19 protein-coding genes are annotated in these 21,964 nt (G+C 72.3%); 15 read left to right on the forward strand and 4 right to left on the reverse strand.

Features of this window, described 5'->3' with window-relative positions:
• The first annotated feature begins 50 nt into the window (after positions 1-50).
• A complete protein-coding gene (locus tag ACFYP0_RS01735; RefSeq protein ID WP_355496230.1) occupies positions 51-2,525 on the forward strand; it encodes an ABC transporter permease in 2,475 nt (824 codons plus the stop codon).
• Positions 2,526-2,633: 108 nt separating this feature from the next.
• Here ACFYP0_RS01735 and ACFYP0_RS01740 read toward each other — a convergent pair whose 3' ends face one another.
• Together ACFYP0_RS01740 and ACFYP0_RS01745 are read right to left on the reverse strand one after the other, a co-directional pair.
• Positions 2,634-3,896 carry a nucleotide sugar dehydrogenase gene (locus ACFYP0_RS01740; RefSeq protein WP_355496228.1) on the reverse strand — a complete coding sequence of 421 codons (1,263 nt, stop codon included), beginning with the start codon at positions 3,894-3,896 and terminating at the stop codon, positions 2,634-2,636.
• 125 nt (positions 3,897-4,021) lie between these two features.
• Complete coding sequence (locus tag ACFYP0_RS01745; RefSeq protein ID WP_355496226.1) at positions 4,022-5,386, reverse strand: serine/threonine-protein kinase; 1,365 nt, start codon at positions 5,384-5,386, stop codon at positions 4,022-4,024.
• Between the two features lie 538 nt (positions 5,387-5,924).
• Between ACFYP0_RS01745 and ACFYP0_RS01750 the strand changes: the two genes are divergently transcribed.
• The 10 genes from ACFYP0_RS01750 (at position 5,925) to ACFYP0_RS01795 (ending at position 13,677) form a co-directional block, all read left to right on the forward strand.
• Complete coding sequence (locus ACFYP0_RS01750; RefSeq protein WP_355496601.1) at positions 5,925-6,557, forward strand: RNA polymerase sigma factor; 633 nt, start codon at positions 5,925-5,927, stop codon at positions 6,555-6,557.
• Positions 6,558-6,573: 16 nt separating this feature from the next.
• A complete protein-coding gene (locus ACFYP0_RS01755; RefSeq protein ID WP_355496223.1) occupies positions 6,574-7,392 on the forward strand; it encodes a hypothetical protein in 819 nt (272 codons plus the stop codon).
• A 156-nt stretch (positions 7,393-7,548) separates the two neighbouring features.
• Positions 7,549-8,784, forward strand: a complete 1,236-nt coding sequence (gene egtA / locus ACFYP0_RS01760) for an ergothioneine biosynthesis glutamate--cysteine ligase EgtA (protein WP_357005515.1) — start codon at positions 7,549-7,551, stop codon at positions 8,782-8,784.
• Positions 8,785-8,804: 20 nt separating this feature from the next.
• Positions 8,805-10,142 (forward strand): ergothioneine biosynthesis protein EgtB, encoded by a 1,338-nt coding sequence (gene egtB, locus ACFYP0_RS01765; RefSeq protein WP_124854396.1) that lies wholly within the window; start codon positions 8,805-8,807, stop codon positions 10,140-10,142.
• 43 nt (positions 10,143-10,185) lie between these two features.
• Positions 10,186-10,962, forward strand: coding sequence for an ergothioneine biosynthesis protein EgtC (gene egtC / locus ACFYP0_RS01770; protein WP_355496595.1), 777 nt, complete (start codon positions 10,186-10,188; stop codon positions 10,960-10,962).
• Positions 10,963-10,982: 20 nt separating this feature from the next.
• Positions 10,983-11,948: an L-histidine N(alpha)-methyltransferase gene (gene egtD, locus ACFYP0_RS01775; protein WP_355496218.1), complete on the forward strand. Its 966-nt coding sequence runs from the start codon at positions 10,983-10,985 to the stop codon at positions 11,946-11,948.
• Positions 11,949-12,165: 217 nt separating this feature from the next.
• Positions 12,166-12,753, forward strand: a complete 588-nt coding sequence (locus tag ACFYP0_RS01780) for a TMEM165/GDT1 family protein (protein WP_124854391.1) — start codon at positions 12,166-12,168, stop codon at positions 12,751-12,753.
• A gap of 39 nt (positions 12,754-12,792) precedes the next feature.
• Complete coding sequence (locus tag ACFYP0_RS01785; protein WP_124854390.1) at positions 12,793-13,155, forward strand: DUF1622 domain-containing protein; 363 nt, start codon at positions 12,793-12,795, stop codon at positions 13,153-13,155.
• Complete coding sequence (locus tag ACFYP0_RS01790) at positions 13,152-13,475, forward strand: hypothetical protein (protein WP_386993961.1); 324 nt, start codon at positions 13,152-13,154, stop codon at positions 13,473-13,475. The genes ACFYP0_RS01785 and ACFYP0_RS01790 overlap by 4 nt, the downstream gene beginning before the upstream one ends.
• A gap of 4 nt (positions 13,476-13,479) precedes the next feature.
• The gene (locus ACFYP0_RS01795; RefSeq protein WP_386993963.1) at positions 13,480-13,677 is read left to right on the forward strand and encodes a hypothetical protein; all 198 of its coding nucleotides are present in this window, start codon (positions 13,480-13,482) and stop codon (positions 13,675-13,677) included.
• Positions 13,678-13,772: 95 nt separating this feature from the next.
• On the opposite strand, the gene nhaA is transcribed toward ACFYP0_RS01795, so the two are convergent.
• Entirely contained in the window at positions 13,773-15,119 is a 1,347-nt protein-coding gene (nhaA, locus tag ACFYP0_RS01800; protein ID WP_386994835.1) for a Na+/H+ antiporter NhaA, read from the reverse strand.
• Between the two features lie 337 nt (positions 15,120-15,456).
• On the opposite strand from nhaA, the gene ACFYP0_RS01805 reads away from it, so the two are divergent.
• A complete protein-coding gene (locus ACFYP0_RS01805; RefSeq protein ID WP_124854387.1) occupies positions 15,457-16,920 on the forward strand; it encodes a polysaccharide biosynthesis tyrosine autokinase in 1,464 nt (487 codons plus the stop codon).
• On the opposite strand, the gene ACFYP0_RS01810 is transcribed toward ACFYP0_RS01805, so the two are convergent.
• Complete coding sequence (locus tag ACFYP0_RS01810; protein ID WP_124854386.1) at positions 16,901-17,455, reverse strand: arsenate reductase/protein-tyrosine-phosphatase family protein; 555 nt, start codon at positions 17,453-17,455, stop codon at positions 16,901-16,903. The genes ACFYP0_RS01805 and ACFYP0_RS01810 overlap by 20 nt on opposite strands.
• A gap of 168 nt (positions 17,456-17,623) precedes the next feature.
• Here ACFYP0_RS01810 and ACFYP0_RS01815 point away from each other — a divergent pair, with 168 nt between their 5' ends.
• The 3 genes from ACFYP0_RS01815 to ACFYP0_RS01825 all read left to right on the forward strand — a co-directional run bounded on the left by ACFYP0_RS01815 (position 17,624) and on the right by ACFYP0_RS01825 (position 21,396).
• Positions 17,624-18,871 (forward strand): glycosyltransferase family 4 protein, encoded by a 1,248-nt coding sequence (locus tag ACFYP0_RS01815; protein WP_386993967.1) that lies wholly within the window; start codon positions 17,624-17,626, stop codon positions 18,869-18,871.
• A 103-nt stretch (positions 18,872-18,974) separates the two neighbouring features.
• Entirely contained in the window at positions 18,975-20,753 is a 1,779-nt protein-coding gene (locus ACFYP0_RS01820; protein ID WP_386993969.1) for a DUF4012 domain-containing protein, read from the forward strand.
• 13 nt (positions 20,754-20,766) lie between these two features.
• Complete coding sequence (locus tag ACFYP0_RS01825; protein WP_386993971.1) at positions 20,767-21,396, forward strand: hypothetical protein; 630 nt, start codon at positions 20,767-20,769, stop codon at positions 21,394-21,396.
• Positions 21,397-21,964: the final 568 nt, after the last annotated feature.

Raw genomic sequence — 21,964 nt, forward strand, 5'->3', positions numbered from 1 at the left:
GGCCATAGCGTCGGAGGGGTCCGATCCGCCACCTGCACCGGGAGCCCCGCATGATCCGCCTGACCCTGCGTTCGCTGCGCGCCGAGGCGCTGCGCATGCTGCTCTCGGCGCTCGCCGTCGTGCTCGGCGTCGCGTTCGTCGCCGGCACGATGATGTTCGTCGACGGGATGCGGGCCGGGGCGTACGAGCGGGCCGGCACCTTCGACCGCCACACCGATCTGGGGGTCTACTCGGCCGGCCGAGAGGTGTTGCCCCCGGCGCTGGTCGACCGGGTGCGGGCGGTCGACGGGGTGGCCGCCGCCGCCGGTGAGCTGACCAACACCGCCGGGATCGTCGGAGCCGACGGTCGGCCGGTGCTCGGCTTCACCATGCTCGTCGCCATCCCCACCGAGGACGCGCTGCGCTCGTACGACGTGGTGGCCGGCCGGTTGCCCGACCGGGCCGGCGAGGTGGTGCTCGACGCGCCGACGGCGGCCGAGCAGGGCTTCGGGCTCGGCGCGGCGGTCCGGATCGGCGCCTCCGGCGGGGCGGCCCGCCCGTACACCCTGGTGGGCACCGTCGACGTGGCGGACACCGCCCGCGACGTCGGCGGTCCGTTCGTCGGCCTGGTCGGGCCGGACGCCTTGGCCCTCACCGGCGAGCGGGGCTACGGCCGGATCATGGTGGCGGCCCGCCCGGGCGCCGACGTCGCGACGCTGACCGAGAAGGTACGCGCCGCATCCGGCGCCGAAGCCACGGTGAAGAGTCGCCAGCAGATCCTCGACGACGCCGTGGAGGACGCGGTCCGCAACGTGGACCAGTTCCGCATGCTGCTGTTGATCTTCGTGGGGGTCGCCATCGTGGTGGCCGGCTTCGTGATCGCCAACACCTTCGCGATCGTGCTGGCCCAGCGGACCCGACGGACCGCGCTGCTGCGCCTGATCGGCGCCACCCGGGGACAGGTCTTCCGATCCACAGTGCTGGAGTCGGCGGTGCTGGGGCTGGTCGCCTCCGCGCTCGGGGTCCTGCTCGGGGTGGCCCTCGCCGCCGGGTTGCGGCTGCTGCTGTCCCAACTGGACGTGCCGGTCACCGGTAGGCTGACCGTGACCGGTTCGACAGTGCTCACCGGCCTGCTGCTGGGCACCGGGCTCACCGTGTGCGCCGCCCTGCTGCCGGCCTGGCGGGGCACACGGATCGCACCGGTGGCCGCGCTCACCGACGCCGCGGTGCAGCCCAGCCGGGGTGCTGGTCGGGTTCGGCTGAGCATCGGCGCGGTGGTCCTCGCCGTCGGTGTGGCCGCGCTGGCCGGCGCCGCCAGCGCCGGTCAGCTACTACTGGTGGCGGTCGGTGGGGTGCTCACCTTCTTCGGGATCGTGCTGTTCGGGCCCGTGCTCGTCCCCGCGCTGGCCCGGGTGTTCGGTTGGCCGGTCCGACGAGTGCTCGGCACCATCGGTGAGCTGGCGGTGAGCAACACGGTGCGCAATCCGCGGCGGGTCGCCGCGACGGCCACCGCGCTGGTGATCGGTATCGGACTGGTCTCAGCGTTCATGGTTGGCGCCCGCAGCACCAAGGACGGCATCGAACGCAGCGTGGACGCCCAGATCGGGACGGACTTCGTGGTCAGCGGAATCGGTCAGGACCTGCCGGCCGCGCTCGTCGGCGAGCTCGCCTCCCGTCCCGAGCTTGGTGTCGTGCACGAGCAGCGCAACACTGTCGTCGACGACGTCGAGATCCGCGCGGCCCACCCGGCGCTGGTCGGCCGGACGCTGAGCGGAGTGCTGGCCGGCGACGCCGAGCGGGTCGGGCCGGGGCAGGTGCTGGTGCACAGCGAGTTGGCGCGGGCCCGCGGCTGGCAGGTCGGCTCCCCGGTGACCGTCGGGGGGAGGTCGTTCCGGGTGGCCGCCGTGGTGACCGACGACAGCCCCGGTGGTGAGGTGCCCGCGGGTCACGTCATCGACCTGTCCGACCAGGACTTCGCCGAGCTCTTCCCCGCCCGGCGCGGCTACCTGGCCGAGATCGACCCCGCCGCCGGGGTGAGCCCCGAGCGGGCCCGCGACGCGATCACCGCAGTGCTGGGCCGCTACCCGACGGTGAACCTGATGGACCAGGGCGCGTACAAGAAGATGCTCACCGGCACTGTGGACATGCTGCTCGCCTTCGTCACCGCGCTGCTCGGTCTGGCCGTGGTGATCGCCCTGGTCGGTGTGGCGAACACCCTGAGCCTGTCGGTGGTCGAACGGACCAGGGAGAACGCCGTGCTGCGGGCGGTCGGGCTCACCCGAGGGCGGATGCGGGCTGTGCTCGCCGTCGAGGCGGTGCTGATGGCGCTGGTCGGCGCGGTGCTCGGGGTCGGGCTCGGCACCGGAGTCAGCGCGTCCGCGATGGCCCTGCTGGACCGCCTCGGCGGCGACTTCCACGTGGTGCTGCCGCTCGGCCAGCTCGGGCTGATCCTCGGTGTCGCGGTGCTCGCCGCTCTGCTCGCCTCGGTGCTGCCGGCCCGCCGGGCGCTGTCCCGCCCGGTCGTCGAGGCGCTCGCCGACCAGTGAGCCGGTCGCGGTCCGGACCGGCCGGGTCCGACCCCGGCGACCGGACGGACATCCGCTGGCCGGTCCCGCCATCTTCCCCGGCGGCGGGACCGGCCAGCGGTGCCGGGTCTACAGGCGCTCGACCATCGGGCCGACGCACCGGTTGCGGGTGTCGAAGACGTAGCGGGCGTGCCTGACGACGAGGTCGTAGTCGAAGCTGTCATGGTCGGTGGCCACCACCACGGCGTCGGCCGCGCGCACCTCACGCTCGCTGAGCCCGACCACTGTGACTCCGGCGGGGATCTGGTGCGCCTCGGCGTACGGCTCGACGGCGTGCACCTCGGCGCCGAGGGCCTGCAACCGACGGGCCACGTCCACGGCGGGGGAGTCGCGCATGTCGCCGGTGTTCTTCTTGTACGCCAGACCGAGCAGCAGCAGTCGGGCGCCGCTGACGGCCCGGCCGTCCCGGTTCAGCCCACCCATGATCCGCTGGGCGACGTGCTCGGGCATCTCGTGGTTGACGTCGTTGGCCAGCTCGATGAACCGGAACTGCCGACCGAGGCGGCGCTTGACCTGCCAGGACAGGTAGCACGGGTCGATGGGCAGGCAGTGGCCGCCGACGCCGGGGCCGGGCCGGAACGGCATGAAGCCGAACGGTTTGGTCGAGGCGGCGTCGATCGCCTCCCAGACGTCGATGTCGAGGTGGTGCGAGAGCATGGTCAGCTCGTTGATCAGCGCGATGTTGACCTGGCGGAACGTGTTCTCGATCAGCTTGGTCAGCTCGGCGACGCGGGTGGAGTCCACCGGTACGGTGCGTTCGACGAGGCGCTGGTAGAACTCGTCCACCCGGGCCAGCGCCGCCGGGTCCACACCGGAGACCACCTTCGGGGTGTTCTCCAGCCGCCAGGTCGGGTTGCCCGGGTCGATCCGCTCGGGGCTGTAGCCGAGGTGGAAGTCACCGGGGCTGGTCAGGCCGCTGGCCGACTCCAACAGCGGGCGCAGCAGCTCCTCGGTGGTGCCGGGGTAGGTGGTCGATTCCAGGATCACCGTGCAGCCGGGGCGTACGTACGGGCCGATACCGACGCCGGCCTGCTCGACGAAGCTCAGGTCCGGGGTCCCGTCGCGCAGCGGGGTCGGCACCGTGATGACACAGATGTCGAACCCGTCAGCGTCGGTGTATTCCGTGCTGGGGTGGTAGCGGCCGCTGCCCAACGCGCGGCCCAGCCGGTCGGCCGGGATGTCCTCGACGAACGACTCGCCGGAGGCGAGACGCTTCACCCGGTCGGCGTCGACGTCGAGACCGACCACGTCGAGCCCCGCCTCGACGGCCCGCATGGCCAGCGGCAGTCCGACGTACCCCTGACCGATCACGACCAGCTTTTCAGCGCTCACCCAGGCTCCCGCAGCAGATGGTGTAAATAGCCTGCTCAGAGCCTAGAGGCGTCTTCGGCGTCGTAAGTCCGTTTTGGGGATATCGGTGCTGGTGGGACTGACGGGGGTCGGCGACACTGGTCCGCTCAACCGCCCACCGGCACCTCCGGATCGACCGGCGCGCTGGAGGTGGGGGGCGGATCAGAGGGCGGCGCGGTCGTCGGCGGCGCGGCGGTCGTGGGCGCCGCGCTGGTCGGCGGCGCCGTGGTGACGCCCACCGTCGGGGTCGGCGGGCCGACCGTCTCGCTGGGCTGCAGGCTCGGCGTGGCGGAGACCGAGGCCGACGGGGAGTTGCTGGAGACGTGCGGCCGGTCCGGCCGGACCGGCTCGACACTGGTGATCTGCTCGTTCGCCGCGGGCAGGTCGACGGGGCCGCTCGGCGCCACCGTCGGCGAGGTGGCCGGCAGATTGACCGCCGGGTCGTCGCCGACGTTACGTGTCGCGGCCAGCGCCGCGCCGAGCCCGACCAGCGCGACCAGCATGGCCGCCGCCGCGCCGACGAGCGGACCCCGCCGTCGCTGGCGCCCGGCCGCCACCGCCGCGCCGGCCGGCACGTCCGTGCGGGTGCCCGGCCCAGCGTCGCGCAGCGCGACCGGCCCGGCCATCGCCGTCGGCGGCTCGCCGCCGGTGACCGCCGTCCGAGCGGCCTCGGCCATCGCCGCTCCGCTGGTGAACCGCTCCAGCGGATCCTTGGCCAGGGCCCGCGACACCAGGGCGCGGACCGCCTCCGGAATGTCGTGCGGCAGCTCCGGTGGCTCGTCGTCCAGGTGCCGCACGGCGACCTGGAGCGGATTGTCACCGGTGAAGGGCGGACTGCCGGTCAGGCAGCAGTAGGTGACCGCGCCCAGGGCGTAGATGTCGGTGGCACCGCTGACCGGCCGACCGGCGGCCTGCTCCGGAGCCATGTAGAGGGCGGTGCCCGGCACCGCGTTGGTGCTGGTGATGCTGGTGATGTCGGTGGAGCGGGCCACGCCGAAGTCCACCAGGACGACAGTGCCGTCCTCCTGCACCAGCAGGTTGCTGGGCTTGACGTCGCGGTGCACGATGCCGCCGCGATGCGCCGCGTTGAGCGCTGCGGCCGCCTGGGCCACGATCGACATCGTCTCGGCCACGTCGAGCCGCCCGGCCGCCTCGATCCGCTTGGACAACGGCTCGCCGGCGACGAACTCCATGACGAGGTAGTCCGCGCGCCCGCCGTCGGGGAGGTCGTCCGCACCGCAGTCGAAGACCTGCACGATGCCGGGGTGCCGCAGCGCCGCCATGATCCGGGCCTCGGCGCGGAACCGGGCGATGAAATCGGGATCGGAGACCAGTGCCGGCAGGAGAACCTTGACCGCCACCTGCCGGCCGAGGATCAGGTCGGAGGCACGCCAAACGTCGCCCATGCCGCCCGTGGCGACACGTTCGTCCAAGCGGTAGCGACCGCTGAGCACGACCTCCGATGACAACACCGCATTACCGTACCTAGAGTGGCGCGGGGCGGCGCGCCGTGGCAGGGCCGCCGGGCGGCTGGTTCGGACTGGCCGATCCGGCCTGACCTGTGTGGACGCACGCCCTTCGTGACGGTGTGGATGTGTGGTGTCACGAAAAGCGACTATTTCCGTCGCTTGGGTCGTCAAAGGGGGCAGGAAACCGCCTCCAGGGGTGGTTGGCGACTGTCACGTACGTGCCGTTACGACGACGCGCCGTCGAGCCGAGTTGATAATTGTCACTCTTCCGTGACACGACGCCGACTTGTCGCGTCGTGAGCCCGCTCTTAGCGTTAGCCCGGCTCGGGCCCTCCCGGCCACCTCGGCGCGCAGCGCGCCGATCGATCACCCTGGCGTTGGCTCCCGGACACGCCGCCCCGACAATCATGGTCGCGGGCACAATCAGAGCGGTGGAGGGCGGTGCGGTACTGGTGCTGATCGGGCGGACGACTCGTGCCGCGTGGTGTGCGCCAGCCCGGTTGGTCGGGCCGACACGCCTCGAACGATGCGTGGACCGCGCATGACCGCCGACCTGTCGGAGGTGGTCACCGCAGCGCAGGCCGGGGAGGAGGAGGCGTTCCGCTTTCTCTACCGCAGCCTCCAGCCCGGGCTGCTGCGGTACCTGACCGCGCTCGTCGGGGCCGACGCCGAGGACGTCGCCTCCGAGACCTGGCTCCAGATCTCCCGTGACCTGCCCGGTTTCACCGGGGGCGAGTTCCGGGCCTGGGCGGTCACCATCGCCCGTAACCGCGCGATGGACCACCTGCGCCGGATGCGCCGCCGCCCCTCGCTGCCGGTCCCGGTGCAGGCGCTCGCCGAACTCGCCAGCGACGCGGACACCGCCGAGCGAGCCAGCGAGACGCTCGGTACCGAGACCGCCCTCGCGCTGATCGCCACCCTCCCGCCCCGGGAGGCCGAGGCGGTCCTGCTGCGGGCCGTGATCGGGCTGGACGCGGGGTCCGCCGGCCGCGTGTTGGGCCGCCGGGCCGGCGCCGTGCGGACCGCCGCCCACCGAGGCCTACGCCGGCTCGCGGTCCTGCTGGAGCGGCAGAGCCCGGCCGAGTCGTCGCTCGGGGTCGAGGGGGTGCCACCGCCGCGTGCGGGGAGCAGCCCCGCCCTGCGGGCATCGCACGTCGAACCGGCGGACGGCTGACGTGAGGGGACTCCCGATGAACCCGTTCCGGCGAGCCGACCACGCCGACACCGAGCGGCTGCTCGACTCGACCCCTGCGCGGGTGGACGCCACCCTGGATCAGGCCCCCTCCGCCACGCCCACAGCAGTGGACGCGAACTCACGTGGGGCCCACCTGAGCGCCCGCAACGTGCCCCCGGCCGAGCCGGTGGCCGCGTTGCTCGCCGCGGCGGCCGGCCCCGTCCGCCTAGGCGAGTTGGCCGGGGAGGACGCCGCGGTGGCCGCGTTCCGGGCCGCCCGGGCCAACCCGGCGCCGGCCGTGCCGCAGCGGCCACGCCGTCGCCGGATGACCACCGGCGCGGTGGCCTGGATCGGCGCGGTGGCAGCTACCGCCACCGCTGGGGCCGCCTTCGCCGCGGTCACCCGGGACCGAGGGCCAGACCCGGTCGCACCGGCACCGTCGCGCCCGTCACCCTCGCCGCACCAGGGCGCATCCCGGTCGACCGAGCCCGGTCGGTCGGTGGGCCCCGGAACCCCGGCGCCGGGCGCGCCCGTCACCGCCACGCCGCCGGCCGGTCCCACCACCGCCGGCCAGGTGCACGGGCTGTGCCGCGCGTGGCGGGCGAAGAAGCCCGAGCAGCGGGAGAAGGCACTACGCACGCCGGCCTTCCAGAGGCTGGTGACCGCCGCCGGCGGCCCCGCCGAGGTCGAGGCGTACTGCCAGCGGGTGGTACCCGAGACGAAGCCGTCCGAGCCCGCGACGGTCACGCCCACCGAGTCGGCGAAGGACAAGCCGTCCCCATCGGGGAAAGCCCCGCCGTCACCGCCGCGACCGGGTCACTCCGCCGGCGGCTGACCGGTCGGCGGTTGGAGCGGTTTGTTCCGCCCTGCTTCGGAAATTCGTCTGTTAGACAGAGGTTGGTGGCGCCGTGCACGCCCCCGACGGTGTCGGTGGGTGGGTTTACGGTGGCACGGTGTGCCGGACCCGGCGCACGGAGAGGGGGCCCGACCCTTGGCGACGTCATCCGACCTGGACCGCAGCGCCATCCTGCGCGAGTCCGCAGCCGCAGTCCGACACCTCGCCCGGATCTGCTTCAAGACCGGCCCACCCACCCACACCGGCGTCGAACTGGAATGGACAGTGCACGACGCCGCCGATCCCGCCCGCCCCGTCGACGCGACGCGGCTGCGGGCGGCGCTGGGGCGGCACAGCCCCGCCACGCTGGATGCCACCAGCCCGGCCGAGTCGCTGCGACACGGCGGCATGGTCACCCTGGAGCCGGGTGGCCAGTTGGAGATCTCCACCCCGCCCCGCCCCTCGGTCGCCGCGTTGATCCGCGCCACCGAGGCCGACATCGCCCAGGTCACCGACCTGCTGGCCGCCGCCGGGCTGGTCCTCGGCAGCAGTGGCATCGACCCCCACCGACGGCCCCGCCCGGTGGTGGAAACCCCCCGTTACCGCGCGATGCGCGGAGCCTTCGACCGCCACGGCCCGGCCGGCCGCACGATGATGTACAGCACCGCCGGCCTGCAGATCTGCCTCGACGCCGGCGAGCCGGACCAGGTCGCTGACCGCTGGGCCGCGGCCCACGCGGTCGGGCCCCCACTACTCGCGGCGTTCGCCTCCGCCAGTCGACACGCGGGGCGGCGCACCGGTTGGGCCTCCGCGCGGATGGCCGCCTGGCTGGCCATCGACCCGGCCCGGACCCGCCCGGTCTGGTCGCCCTCCCGGGCCGGGGACGATCCGATCGACGCCTGGATCAGCTACGTGCTCGCCGCGCCGCTGCTCTGTCTGCGCCGGCACAGCGCCGACTGGGCCGCGCCGCCCGGCGTGACCTTCGCCGACTGGCTCGACGGCGCACTGCCACAACCGCCCACCACCGATGACCTCGACTACCACGTCAGCACCCTCTTTCCGCCGGTGCGGCCACGCGGCTACCTGGAGCTGCGCTACCTGGACGCCCAACCCGACCGCGGCTGGCGGCTGCCACTGGCGGTGCTGACCGCCCTGTTCGGTGACCAGGGCACCGTGCGGGAGGCGTACACGATCGCCACGCCAGTGGCGCACCGCTGGTCGGCCGCCGCCCGGCACGGCCTGGCCGACCCGGCGCTGGCCGCCGCCGCGGCGGCCCTGCTCGACCTGGCCCTGACCACCCTGCCCCGACTGGAGCTGCCGACCAGCACCCACGACGAGATCCAGCGAGGGGTACGCCAGCGGCTGGCCGCCGCAGAGAGGAGAGACCAGTGAGCGCGAGGAGTGAGCCGGTTCTGCGAGCCTCGCAGTCTGGCCGGGTCGACGGCGAGCAGTTGCGCGACCACATCGCGGTGGAGTTGGCGCGGGCCCGTGCCCGCACCGCGTTGCTGACCGAGGTGGTCGACGACGCCGACCTGACGCGCCAGCACTCACCGCTGATGTCGCCGTTGGTCTGGGACCTTGCCCATGTCGGTAACCAGGAGGAGCTCTGGTTGGTCCGGGACGTGGGCGGCCGGGAGCCGGTCCGGTGTGACATCGACGAGTTGTACGACGCGTTCAAGCAGCCGCGCCGGGACCGCCCCGCGCTGCCCCTGTTGCCGCCCGCAGAGGCGCGCGCCTACCTGGCCACCGTTCGGGACAAGGTGCACGACCTGCTCGACGCGGTGACCTTCACCGAGCGGCCGCTGGTCGCCGACGGGTTCGCCTTCGGCATGATCGTGCAGCACGAGCAGCAGCACGACGAGACCATGCTCGCCACCCACCAGCTGCGCTCGGGGCCGGCGGTGCTGCACGCCCCGGCGCCGCCCGAGTCGTCGGTCCGGGTCGGCGCGGAGGTGCTGGTGCCGGCCGGCGAGTTCACCATGGGCACTGACACCGATCCGTGGGCGTTGGACAACGAACGTCCGGCGCACCGGGTCGACCTCCCGGCGTACGTCATCGACGCCGCCCCGGTGACCAACGGCCAGTACGCGGCCTTCATCGCCGACGGCGGCTACACCGAGCAGCGCTGGTGGAGCGCGGCCGGCTGGGAGCATCGGGTTCGGGAGCAGCTGAGCGCCCCGATGCACTGGCGTTCTGACGGCGACGACTGGTCGTATCGGCGCTTCGGTCAGTGGGCGCGGGTCCGCGCCGACGAGCCGGTGGTGCACGTGTGCTGGTACGAGGCGCAGGCGTACGCGGCGTGGGCCGGCAAGCGGCTGCCGACCGAGGCGGAGTGGGAGAAGGCGGCCCGGTGGGATCCGACGACCGGGCGGTCGCGTCGTTACCCCTGGGGGGACGACGACCCGACCGAGGCGCACGCCAACCTCGACCAGCGTCATCTGCGGCCGGCGCCGGTGGGCGCGTATCCGGCCGGCGCGTCGCCGTTGGGTGTGCACCAGCTCATCGGCGACGTCTGGGAGTGGACCTCGACCGCGTTCGGCGGGCATCCGGGGTTCGCCGCGTTCCCCTATCGCGAATACTCGGAGGTCTTCTTCGGCGGCGACTACCGGGTGCTGCGCGGTGGCTCGTTCGGCACCGACCGCTCCGCCTGCCGGGGCACCTTCCGTAACTGGGACTATCCGATTCGCCGGCAGATCTTCAGCGGTTTCCGGTGTGCCCGGGACGCGCGACCGGACGAGTCGTACCGGTGAGTCGCCGCACGACCGGCGGCCCGGCGGCGGGTTGGGGGCGCTGATGTGTCGCCACCTGGCCTACCTGGGGCCGCCGGTCACCCTGGCCGAGCTGTTGTTCGACCCTCCGCACTCGCTGGTGCGGCAGTCCTGGGCGCCCCGTGACATGCGCGGCGGCGGCACGATCAACGCCGACGGGTTCGGTGTCGGCTGGTACCCGGGTGAGGGTGAGCCGGTGCGGTACCGGCGGGCGCAGCCGATCTGGAGTGACCCGACCATCGCCCAACTCGCGGCGGTGACCCGCAGCGCGGCGGTGGTGGCGGCGGTGCGCTCGGCCACGGTCGGGATGGCGGTGCTCGACGGCGCGGCGGCGCCCTTCGCCGAGGGGCGGTGGCTGTTCAGCCACAACGGTGTGGTCCGCGGCTGGCCGGACGCCGTGGTGCCGCTCGCCGCCGGTCTGCCGGTGCGTGACCTGCTCACTCTGGACGCCACCACCGACTCGGCGCTGCTCTGGGCGCTGGTGCGGCATCGGTTGCGCACTGGTGCCGACCCGGTCGAGGCAGTCGGGCGGACGGTGACCGACGTCGCCGCCGCCGCCCCCGGTTCGCGGCTCAACCTGCTGCTCACCGACGGGCACCGGGTGGTGGCCAGCGTGGCGGGGCACGCGTTGTCGGTCCGCGAGACGCCGGGTTCGGTGCTGCTCGCCTCCGAGCCACACGACGACGATCCCGGGTGGCGGTCGGTGCCGGAGGGGCACCTCGTCGTCGCCACCGCGGGTGAGGTGCGGGTACGTCCACTGCCGACCCCGGTGAGCCGCGCCGGGCAGGCACGCAACGGTTGATCGAACAGAGGAGCGAACCGATGACCGCGGAACCCCTGGAGATCTACCTCGAAGAGGCTGACCTGGAGCGTGGCCTGCGCGACGACGTCCGGGCAGGGCTGAGCGCCGAGCGAAAGTGGCTGCCGCCGAAGTGGTTCTACGACGCCCGGGGCAGCGAACTCTTCGAGGAGATCACCCGACTGCCGGAGTACTACCCGACCCGGGCCGAGCGGGTCGTGCTGGCCGCGCACGCTCCCGACATCGCGGCGCTGACCGGGGCAAAGACGCTCATCGAGCTGGGTTCCGGCTCGTCGGAGAAGACCCGGCTGCTGCTGGACGCCTTCACCCGCCGGGGTGGGCTGGGCACGTTCGTCCCCCTCGACGTGTCGGTCAGTGCGCTGCGCGGGTCCACCGCCCAGATCGCGGCCGACTATCCGCGCCTGCGGGTGCGGGGCATCGTGGGGGACTTCACCCGGCAACTGGACCGGCTGCCCACCGGCGGTCGGCGGTTGGTGGTGTTCCTCGGCGGCACCATCGGCAACCTGTTGCCCGCCGAGCGGGCCGAGTTCCTGACGGCGATGCGCGCCGCGCTGGAGGTCGGCGACTGGTTGTTACTCGGCACGGACCTGGTGAAGGACCCGTCGGTGATCGTGCCGGCGTACGACGACGCCGCCGGGGTGACCGCCGAGTTCAACCGCAACGTGCTGCACGTGATCAATCGGGAGCTGGGCGCCGACTTCGACCCGGCCGCGTTCGAGCACGTCGCCGTGTGGGATCCCCAGCACGAGTGGATCGAGATGCGGTTGCGGGCGACCCGGGCGATGAGCGTGCGGGTGCTCGGGCTGACAGTCGATTTCGCGGCGGGGGAGGAGCTGCGTACCGAGGTGTCGGCGAAGTTCCACCGGGAGGGGGTCGCCGCGGAGCTGGCCATGGCCGACTTCGCCGCGGCGGAGTTCTGGACCGACCCGGACGGGCTCTTCGGCGTCACGTTGGCGCGGGCGCGGTGAGCCTGTTCACCCGGCTGGGCCGGGCCGGGTGGTGATCCGATAGGCTGACCACGCGAAGGGGAGTAGCCCCCAATGTCGTGGTCGACATACTGGTGCGTTCCGCATCCGGCCACGCGGCCCCGGTTTTTTCGGGGCGGGCGAGACCTTCGACTCAGGCTGTTGCAGCCGGGTCGAGGGCGCCCCTGTACCTCCTCCCGGCGTGAACGGGAAGGACGTCATGGAGGGATTCTTCGCCGCGCTGGTCGTCAGCTTCGGCGTCATCTTCGTCGCCGAGCTGGGGGACAAGTCCCAGCTGATGGCGCTGACCTTCGCCACGCGGTTCAAACCGATTCCGGTGCTGATCGGCATCACGGTCGCCACCGCGGTGGTGCACCTCGCGTCGGTCGCCATCGGCGCGAGTCTCGGGGCGGTGCTGCCGACCGAGTGGATCTCCCTGGTTGCCGGCGTGGCGTTCCTCGGGTTCGGTGCGTGGACGCTACGCGGGGACAAACTCACCGAGGAGGAGAAGCGTAAGGCGGAGAAGACCAACAAGACCGCGTTGGTGGCGGTCTCGGTGGCGTTCTTCCTCGCCGAGCTGGGCGACAAGACGATGCTCGCCACGATCACGCTCGCCACCAAGTACGGCTGGTTCGGCACCTGGCTCGGCTCCACCATCGGCATGGTGGCGGCGGACGCGCTGGCCATCCTGGTCGGCCGGATGCTCGGTCGGCGGCTGCCGGAGAAGACCATCAAGTACGGTGCCGCGATCCTCTTCGCCATCTCCGGTCTCTGGCTGATCCTGGAGGCGGTGAACGAGCTGACCTGAGCGCCGACTAGCCGCCTGGTGGGCGGGTAACGGCCCGGGGTGGATCCGGCCGAGTTGTTGCGCCAAGGCGATCAGGTGCTGGTTGCCGTGGTGGAGGTGGCCGGCGCGCTGGTGATCTTCGTGGGCGCGGTGTGGGCGGCGGTGCGGTTCGTGGTCGAAGGGCTGCGACATCGCAGCGCCGCCCGCTTCACGCCGATCCGGCTCTCGCTGGGCCGCTTTCTGACCCTGGGCCTGGAATTTCAGCTGGCGGCCGACGTGCTGCGCACGGCGGTGTCCCCGTCGTTCACGCAGATCGGCCAACTGGCCGCGATCGCGACGATCCGAACGGCGTTGAACTACTTCCTGGGTCGCGAGATCCGTCAGGAGCAGCGTCAGGTGGCCGAGGGGGAGCGTCAACCGTGACGGGCGCCCTGGTCACGGCGGCCACCGTCCTGGCGCTGGTCGCCGGGGTACTCACCACGCTCACCACGGGGGCGCTGCGCAGCGGCGTCCGGGTGCTGCTGGACCTGCTCACCGCGGCCGGTCTGCTGCGGCTCGCCGGCGAGCCGGGTTGGAACGGCCTGGCCGGCGCGGTCGCGATCATCGCCCTGCGTCAGCTGCTCGGGGCGGCGCTGAGCCGCCCACCCCCATGGTCCGGCCGACAATCCCCAGCGCGCTGCGCTGAGGACGATCACCACCTACCGTTGGCCTCGACAGGTGAAGCGGGAAAAGCGGGAGGATGACCACATGAGCCGGCACGACGAACCGAACGAGTACGGCTTCGCCGGCGATGGCACCGCCCCGGAGCCGCCGCCCGGCGGGAAGCCCGACGAGCAGGATCGGGTCGAGGAGGTGGCGGTGCCGGGCGACGACTTCACCGGGCCGACGGCCGAGGCGCTGGTCGAGGAGACCGAGGACCTGCCGCCCGCCGACCGTCGCCGCTGAGCGCGAGCCCGCGCGGTTGGTGCGGCGGCGAAACCGCGCTGGTCGGGCCGCGCCGCCCCCTCGGCGTTCGCGTTCACCGGGCCGCGTCGGCGCGCTCAGCGGGTCTCGGGGTGCTGGTAGACGTCGGGTACGCCGTCCCCGTCGGCGTCCAGCCGCTCCCGCTCGGCCACCCTCCGGTACGCCGCGTTGCGGCGGCTGAGCACCGTGGCGGCCAACCCGGCGGAGATCACCGAGCCGAGCAGGACGGCCGCCTTGACCCGGTCGTCGGCCGTGCTGCCCACCCCGAACGCCAGGTCGCCGATGAGCAGCGAGACGGTGAAGCCGACGCCGGCCAGCAGGGCGATCCCGAGCAGGTCGGCCCAGGTGATGTCCTCGTCCAGTTCGGCGCGGGTGAACCGGGCCAGCAGGTACGTCGAGCCGAAGATGCCGATGCTCTTGCCGAAGACCAGGGCGGCGACGATGGCGATCACGATCGGGTCGCTCAGCAGGGCGCCCAGGTCGGTGCCGCGCAGCGTGACCCCGGCGGCGAAGAGGGCGAAGATCGGCACCGCGAAGCCGGCCGACACCGGCCGCCAGCGGTGCTCCAGGCGGGCGGCGAGCCCACCCTCGCTGGCGGTGGCCGGCTGCTCGCCGCCCGCCGGACGACGGGCGAGCACCGGGACCGTGAAGCCGAGCAGGACACCGGCGACCGTGGCGTGCACGCCCGAGGCGTGCACCAGTGTCCAGGCGGCGATCGCGAGGGGGATGAGCGCCCACCACCAGGTGCGCCCCCGCTGCACCAGCACCGCGAAGAGCCCGATCGGCGCCAACGCGGCGAGCAGCGGTACGGGGTGGAAGTCGGCGGTGTAGAAGATCGCGATGATGGTGATCGCGAACAGGTCGTCGACCACCGCGAGGGTGAGCAGGAATGCGCGTAGGCCCTGGGGCAGATGTGAACTGACCACCGCGAGGACGGCGAGCGCGAATGCGATGTCGGTGGCGGTCGGAATGGCCCACCCGCGCAGGCCGTCCCCGCCCCCGTTCAGCACCACCGCCACGTAGATCAGCGCCGGCAGCAGCATCCCGCCGAGCGCGGCCGCGATCGGCAGCGCGGCTCGGCGCGGGTCGCGCAGGTCACCGGCGACGAACTCCCGTTTGAGCTCCAGGCCCACCACGAAGAAGAAGATGGCCAGCAGGCCGTCGGCCGCCCAGGTGGCCAGATTCAGGTCGAGGTGCCAGGGCGCGCCGGGCCAGGGCACCACGTCGCCGAGCCGCGTGTACGAGTCGGACCACGGGGAGTTGGCCCAGATCAGCGCGATCACGGCACCTGACAGCAGCAGCACGCCGCCGACGGTCTCGGTGCGCAGCACGTCGGCCATGTGCCGGGCCTGCGGCCAGGACGATCGGGAGAACAGCCGGATCTTCGGCGGACGCGGCCCTGATGGCGGGGTGGGGGAGGTCAACTTTGGGCTCACCTACGGGAGTCGGGACGGCAGGAATCCACTCGCCGACCAGACTTCCCGGCACACCGCTGTCAACCCTATCCGGCGGCGCGGTCGGCGGCGACCGCTGGGCCGATCGGACGCCATCCGATCGGCTTCCGACTTTTCCCCGTTGTCGCCGCAGCCGAATGGGCGTTTGTCGGGTTGGTCATGCGGGCGCACATCTCGCCGCCGGAAAATACATAACTCCGGACATAAGCCGTATGAGCCGCTTTAATGGTTTCACGAGTTTAGAGACGACCTTGGGGGTTTTCGTGAAGTTCTTTGCCGTAACCGGACCGGCACGGGGGCGCTCCTGATGGACCTGCTCCGCCAATTGCGCCACGTGCGTCGGCACTGGTGGGTCGCGCTGGTCACGGTCATGGTGGCTCTCGGCGTCTCGGCGTTCCTGACCGTACGGGCCCAACCCCGGTACGTCGCCTCGGTGACCTTCTTCGTCACCACCCCCAACACCGGCGTCAGCGACGCCTATCAGGGCGGGCTCTTTCTCCAGCAGCGCGTCAAGTCGTACGCCGACCTGCTCAGCAGCGATCGGCTGGCGCAGAGCGTGGTGGCCGAGACTCCGGTCGGCCTCACCGCGGACGAGGTGCAGCGCCGGGTGAGCACATCGACCGAGACCGGCACCGTTCTGCTGCGGGCGTCGGTGACCGACACCGACCAGACCCGCGCGTTGCGCGTGACGGAGAGCCTCGCCAACAAGTTCGTCGAGCTCGTTCAGAAGGTCGAGACGACCCCGGAGGGCAAGGCGCCCATCAAGATCGAAGTGGTTAGTGGCCCGCGGGTCAGCGCCAATCCCGTCTCGCCGCAGCCGGCCCGCAACCTCACCCTCGGTGGCCTGGTCGGTCTGATCCTCGGCGTGGGTCTGGCGATCCTGCGGGGCGTCGCCGACGTCCGACTGCGCGATGCCGCCGGCCTGCAACGCGCCACCGGCAGCCCGCTGCTCGGTGAGATTCCGTTCGAGGCCAACGCCCGCAGCGCCCCGCTGATCGTGGGCGACGCCGCGACCTCGGCGCGCGCCGAGGCGGTGCGCAAGCTGCGGACCAACCTGCGCTTCGTGGACGTCCACGAACCGGCCCGGGTCATCGCGGTGACCAGCGCCCTGCAGGGCGAGGGCAAGACCACGCTCTCCTGCAACCTGGCCATCGCGTTGGCCGAGGCGGGCTGGCGGGTTCTGCTGGTCGACGCCGATCTGCGCCGCCCGAAGGTCGACGACTACCTGGGCCTGGATGCCGGCGTCGGCCTCACCGACGTGCTGGTGGGTGACGTGAAGGTGGGCGACGTCGTGCAGCGCTGGGGCGACAAGTCGCTGCTGGTGCTGCCCAGCGGGTCGGCCCCGCCGAACCCGAGCGAGCTGCTCGGCTCCAAGGCCATGTCGGACCTGCTACTGGCGCTGCGCGAGTCGGCGGACATCGTGATCATCGACACCGCGCCGCTGCTCGCGGTGACCGACGGCGTGGTGGTGGCCGTGCAGGCCGACGGCGCGCTGCTGGTGACCCAGCAGGGCCGTACCTCGCGGACCCAGGTCGCTGCGGCGGCCCGGTCACTGCACTCGGTCTCGGTCCGGCTGCTCGGCTGTGTGCTGAACATGGCCAAGGTGGCCAAGGCCGAGGCGTACCAGTACGAGGCCTACCGGGTGGTGGCCTCGACGGCCGAGGCGTCGGTGCCGGCCGACAGGGCCGCGTCCGGCCGGCACAGCGCGACCGCCGACGGGGTCAACGGCGTCCCCGACCACACCCAGGAACTCACCCGGCTGCCCCGATGAGCGCGGCGAGGGGTCGCAGCGACCGTTCGATCTCCTCGGCGCAGCGTCGGAAGTCGGCCGCGGTACCGCCGATCGGGTCCCGAAGGTCGTCCTCGTCCGGGGCGGCGGGTTGCAGCCGTCCCCGGGCCTGGGCGGCGGCGGCGATGGCCGCCCGCAACGGGTCGTCGGCCGAGTCGGCGGGCGGCTCGGCCGCCGCGGCCAGCCGGCCGAACTGGCGCAGCGTGAACGTCCGGTGCAGCGCTCCCGGCGCCAACGCGGTGCAGACCGAGCGTTGGCGTCGGGTCGCGGTCAGCACGAGCGTCGCGTCGACCAGGTACTCGGGCCGCAACCCCCGGGTCCGGAACGCCGCCGGGTCCGCGCCGATCTCGGTCGCGACCTCCAGGGCGTACGGGTGCATGGCCAGCCCGTCGACCGCGTCGGTGCCGGCGCTGGCCACCTCGACGGGTCGGTCGGCCAGCAGCCGGCGGGCCAGGTACTCGGCCATCGGCGACCGGCACAGGTTGGCGTGGCAGACGAACAACACGCGATCAGCCATCGGTGCCCCTCTCATCGGTACGGACACGAGCGCTCGCACCGCGGGGGCGGTGCGTCGACGCCGGTGGCCGCGCGGGGAGGGGTTGTCGGCATCGTACGCGCGCCGCACGCCGGCCGGTCGTGGTGCCGCGCCGGTCGCCGGCGATCCCTGTGGGACGGGGGCGCACCGGTGAAGATCGGCATCCTGTCGTACCACTTTCCGCCCGAGCCGGCGTTCATCCCGGGGAGCCTCGCCGAGGAGCTGGCCGCGCGTGGGCACGAGGTACGCGTCCTCACCGGATTTCCGGACTACCCCGGCGGGCACGTCTATCCCGGCTGGCGGCAGCGGTGGCACCACGAGACGCACAGCCAACGGCTGAGCGTCCGACGGGTCCCGCGGTACCCCGGGGGCGCCGCGTCGGTCGGCGGCCGGATGGCCAGCTACCTCTCCTTCGCCGGCAGCGCTGGGCTGGTCGCACGCCGGTTCCTGGGCGACGTGGACGCCCTCTACGTCTTCCAACTGCCGGCGACGACGTTCGCCGCCGCCGGAGTGCTCCGGTTGCTCGGGCGGGTGCCGGCGGTGCTGCACGTGCAGGACGTCTGGACTCGCGACGGCGCGGACGAGGGGGGCGAGGGGCGCTGGGCGGCACGGATGGGCAGCGCGATGACCCGGATCTACCGGACCGCGGCGCGAATCGCGGTCGCGGCGCCGTCGATGCGGGATCTGGTGGTCGCGGCCGGTGCCGACCCGGCCCGGGTCCGGCTGGTGCTGAATTGGACCGACGAGCGGATCTTCCACCCGGCGACACCCGGCGTGGCGGCTCGCCAGCTGGTCCGTCGCGACGGCCGGTGCGTGGTGATGCACGCCGGGACCATCGGGGCGCGGCAGGGGCTGGAGACCGCGGTCCGTGCGGCCGCGGCACTGGACCGGACGATGGATCTGGTCCTGGTCGGTTCGGGCGCGGCGGAGCGGCAGGTGCGGGGGCTCGCCGCCGAGCTGGGCGCGGGGAACGTCCGTTTCCTGGAGCGGCGGTCGCCGGTCGACATGCCGGAGCTGTACGCCGCCGCCGACTATCAACTGGTCATGTTGCGCAACCTTCCGGAGCTGCGCGGCATGGTGCCCGGCAAGCTCCAGGCCGCGCTCTCCTGTGCCGCGCCGGTGATCGCGTCCGCCGGTGGGGACACGGCCGAGCTGGTCGAACGGGCTCGGGCTGGGTTGTCCTGCCCACCCGAGGACTGGGCGGCGTTGGCCGACAGGTTCTGGTTGGCCGCCACCATTCCGCCGCCGACCCGCACCGAGATGGGTCGCCGGGGTCGGGCCGCGTACCTGCGCGAGATGTCGCTGCCCGCCGGCGTGGACCAGATCGAACGGCTGTTGCACGAGGCGGCTGGACGGGTCGCAGAGCCCGCCACGGAGCCACGAAGAAAGCTCGCTTAAAGGACGACAAACGCAATAACAGTACAAATTTCCCTGATGCGTGCTAAGAACGTCAGGGAATCGACCTTCTGTCCGGTTCCGCGATTGGGAGTGTGGTGTGACGGTGAGCGAACGACCGATCCGGCGGCGGAGCCGGTCCCGGCGTCGTCGGCGGGCCCGACTGCGACGGGCCCTCCTTGGTGCCCTGGTGGTCGGCTCGCTGCTGCTGGCGACCGCCGGGTGGATCGGCTTCCGTGGCTGGCAGGCGCGCACCCACCTGCTCAACGCCGCTGGCCTGGCCCGAGAGTTGAGCGCCCAAACCGTCGGTGGGGACACCGACCGCGCCCTGCGGACGCTCGCCGCCCTTCAGGAGCAGGCCGGCGCGGCCCGCGCGGCAACGGCCGACCCGAGTTGGCAGCTCGGACGACGTACGCCGATGGCAGGCGACGACCTCGACGCCGTCGCGCAGATCGCCGCCGCCATCGACGAACTGGCTCGACACGCGTTCCCGACCCTGCTTCGGGCGGACCTGACCAGCCTGGTGCCGACCGGGGGCCGGGTGGACCTCGCCCGACTCGCCGCCGTCTCCACCCAGCTGACCGAGGCCCACGAGTCGGTGCAACGTACCCGCCAGAACCTGGCGGCGGTGCCAGCCGACACTCTGGTCAGCCAGATCCGGCAGGCGCTGAGCGACCTGCGCGACGAGATCGACCGGCTGGCCAGCCTCACCAGGGCTGCCGACCAGGGAGCCCGCCTCCTCCCGCCGCTGCTCGGCGCGAACGGCCCACGCCGCTACCTGCTCGTCTCGCAGAACCTCGCCGAGTTGCGCGCCACCGGCGGCATGTTCGGCGCGTACGCGATGATCGAGGCGGAGAACGGCAAGGTGAAGATGGGCAAGCAGGGCAGCAGTGCCTCGCTCGGCCGGTTCACCCCGGCGGTGAAGGTGCCCGCCGAGACCCGGGCCCTCTGGACGGACCTGCCCGGCATCTATCCCGCCGACGTCAACCTGTCCCCGCACTTCCCGACCGCCGCGACGCTGTACCGCGAGATGTTCCGGCGAAAGACCGGCACCACTGTCGACGGCGTACTCGCCGTTGATCCGGTGGTGCTGTCCTATCTGCTCAAGGCGACCGGTCCGGTGCTGGTGCCCGGGGGTGTCCCGCTCGCCAGCGAGAAGGTAGTGCAGACCCTGCTCAACGACAGCTACCAGCGCCTCGACATCAAACAGCAGGACGACTTCTTCGCGGCGTCTGCCGCCTCGGTGTTCGACACCTTTTTTAAGAAGAATGTCAACCCACGGGTGTTGTTGTCCGCATTTGACCGTGCTATCACCGAACGCCGGATATTGTTCTGGAGTGCCCGACCTGAGGAACAGCGGACATTCGGCGAGAGCCGGATGGCCGGGACGCTTCCGGAACAGGACACCGTGCCGACCGTCGGCGTGTTCCTCAACGACGGCAGCGGCGCGAAGCTCGGCTACTACCTGAAGCCGGCGGCGAACCTGACGGTCGGCGAATGCCGGTCCGACGGCCGCCGTGAGCTACGGCTGCGGGTGACTCTGCGCTCGACGGCGCCGAAGTCCGGACTCAGCGAGTCCATCCTCGGCCTCGGCATGGCTGGCGATCCGTACACCGCCCGCACGTTGGTGTCGATCTTCAGCCCGGCTGGAGGAGCGGTCCTGGAGGCCCGACTGGACGGGGCCGAGACGGCGCTTGGCAGCGGCACCGAACGCCGCCGTCAGGTGGCGACGGCCAGCGTCGACGTCGGCCCCGGCGCCGAGAGGGCGCTGGAGGTCACCGTGCTGACGGCCAAGACCGGCGTCGGGCAGGCCGAGCTGTGGCTGACCCCCACCGCCAGCCCTTGGACCACCCAAGTTCATTCCGCACCAAGCTGTGATCAGTAGGAGGGAACCAATCATGCGGCTATCCCGCATCATCATGGCGCTCACGGTCGGCCTGGCCGTGGTGGCCGTGCCGACGGCAGCGGGGGCGGCACAGCCGCAGCCGACGCCCAGCGCGACCACTGACCCGACCCAACCGCCGCCGTACGCGCCGCAACCCCCGGCTCTGACCGTCAACCGGCCGACGATCTACCTCGGCGAGACGGTCGTGCTGACCGGTACCGGCTTCGGCCCGAACGAGACCGTCGACCACACCGTGACGGTCACTCCGCTGGCCGCACCGGCCGGCGGCGCGGCTCCGGCTCGCCGCAGCGACGGCAGCACTGTGGCGATGGCTCCGGTGGCCTACCAGGCGAGCGCGCCCCTGAACTTCACGGCGTTCACCGACGCCCAGGGTCGCTTCACCAAGAGCTACAAGCCGTCGGTGACGGGTCTGCTGACCTTCACCGCCACCGGCCGGGAGTCCGGCCGTACCGCCAGCGCCGAGCTGCGGGTGCTGCCCAAGAAGCAGCCGCTGCCCGTCACGGGTGACAGCCTCGGCACACCCATGAAGCTCGGTGGCGGCCTGGTCGGCGCCGGAGCGGTGATGTTGCTGCTGACCCTGGCCTGGCGTCGCCGCCAGCGCTTCGGTGGTGCGGCGCACTAATCCACACCACCGGGCTGCGCCCGGACAGTACCGAGGCTGGCGCCCGTCGGAAACGCTCCGACGGGCGCCAGCCTGTTCAGTGAGACGGGGCGCGCCAGCGCCTTCCGGGGGACCGTCGTCGTCCGGCCATGCCCGCCGATATTCGTCGGTCCGGCCATGCCCGCGGATATCGAGGTCGACATACCGCCGCTACGACTTCCGGCAGGCTGTGTCCGGCTTGGGGCCTTTGCGCGGTCGGCCCGTTCGTGATCGACTCGGGCCTTGATATCGCGGTGTCCGGAAGTCCGGGATGCCCCGATTTCCGTAAACTCGAGTGGATCACGCCCGGCCAGGGTGGTTTGGGGTCGCACGAGCCCGGCCGTGTGGGTGGTTTGTCCGTTGGTGGGTGTTTGTGGGTGGTGACCGGGCGCACTCGTGGGCCGGAATCATGGCCGGGCCGGGGTCGTTACATACCCTGACGATCGCAGTACCACCGACCCGCCACCCGACCTTTGGGGGCTGGTCGCGCAGGTTGGAATGCCAACCTCCGCCCGGTCGTTACAGTCCCGACGACCAACCGCAGGCACCG

It is taken from the genome of Micromonospora arida (genome assembly GCF_042873195.1).
GTDB lineage: Bacteria > Actinomycetota > Actinomycetes > Mycobacteriales > Micromonosporaceae > Micromonospora > Micromonospora arida.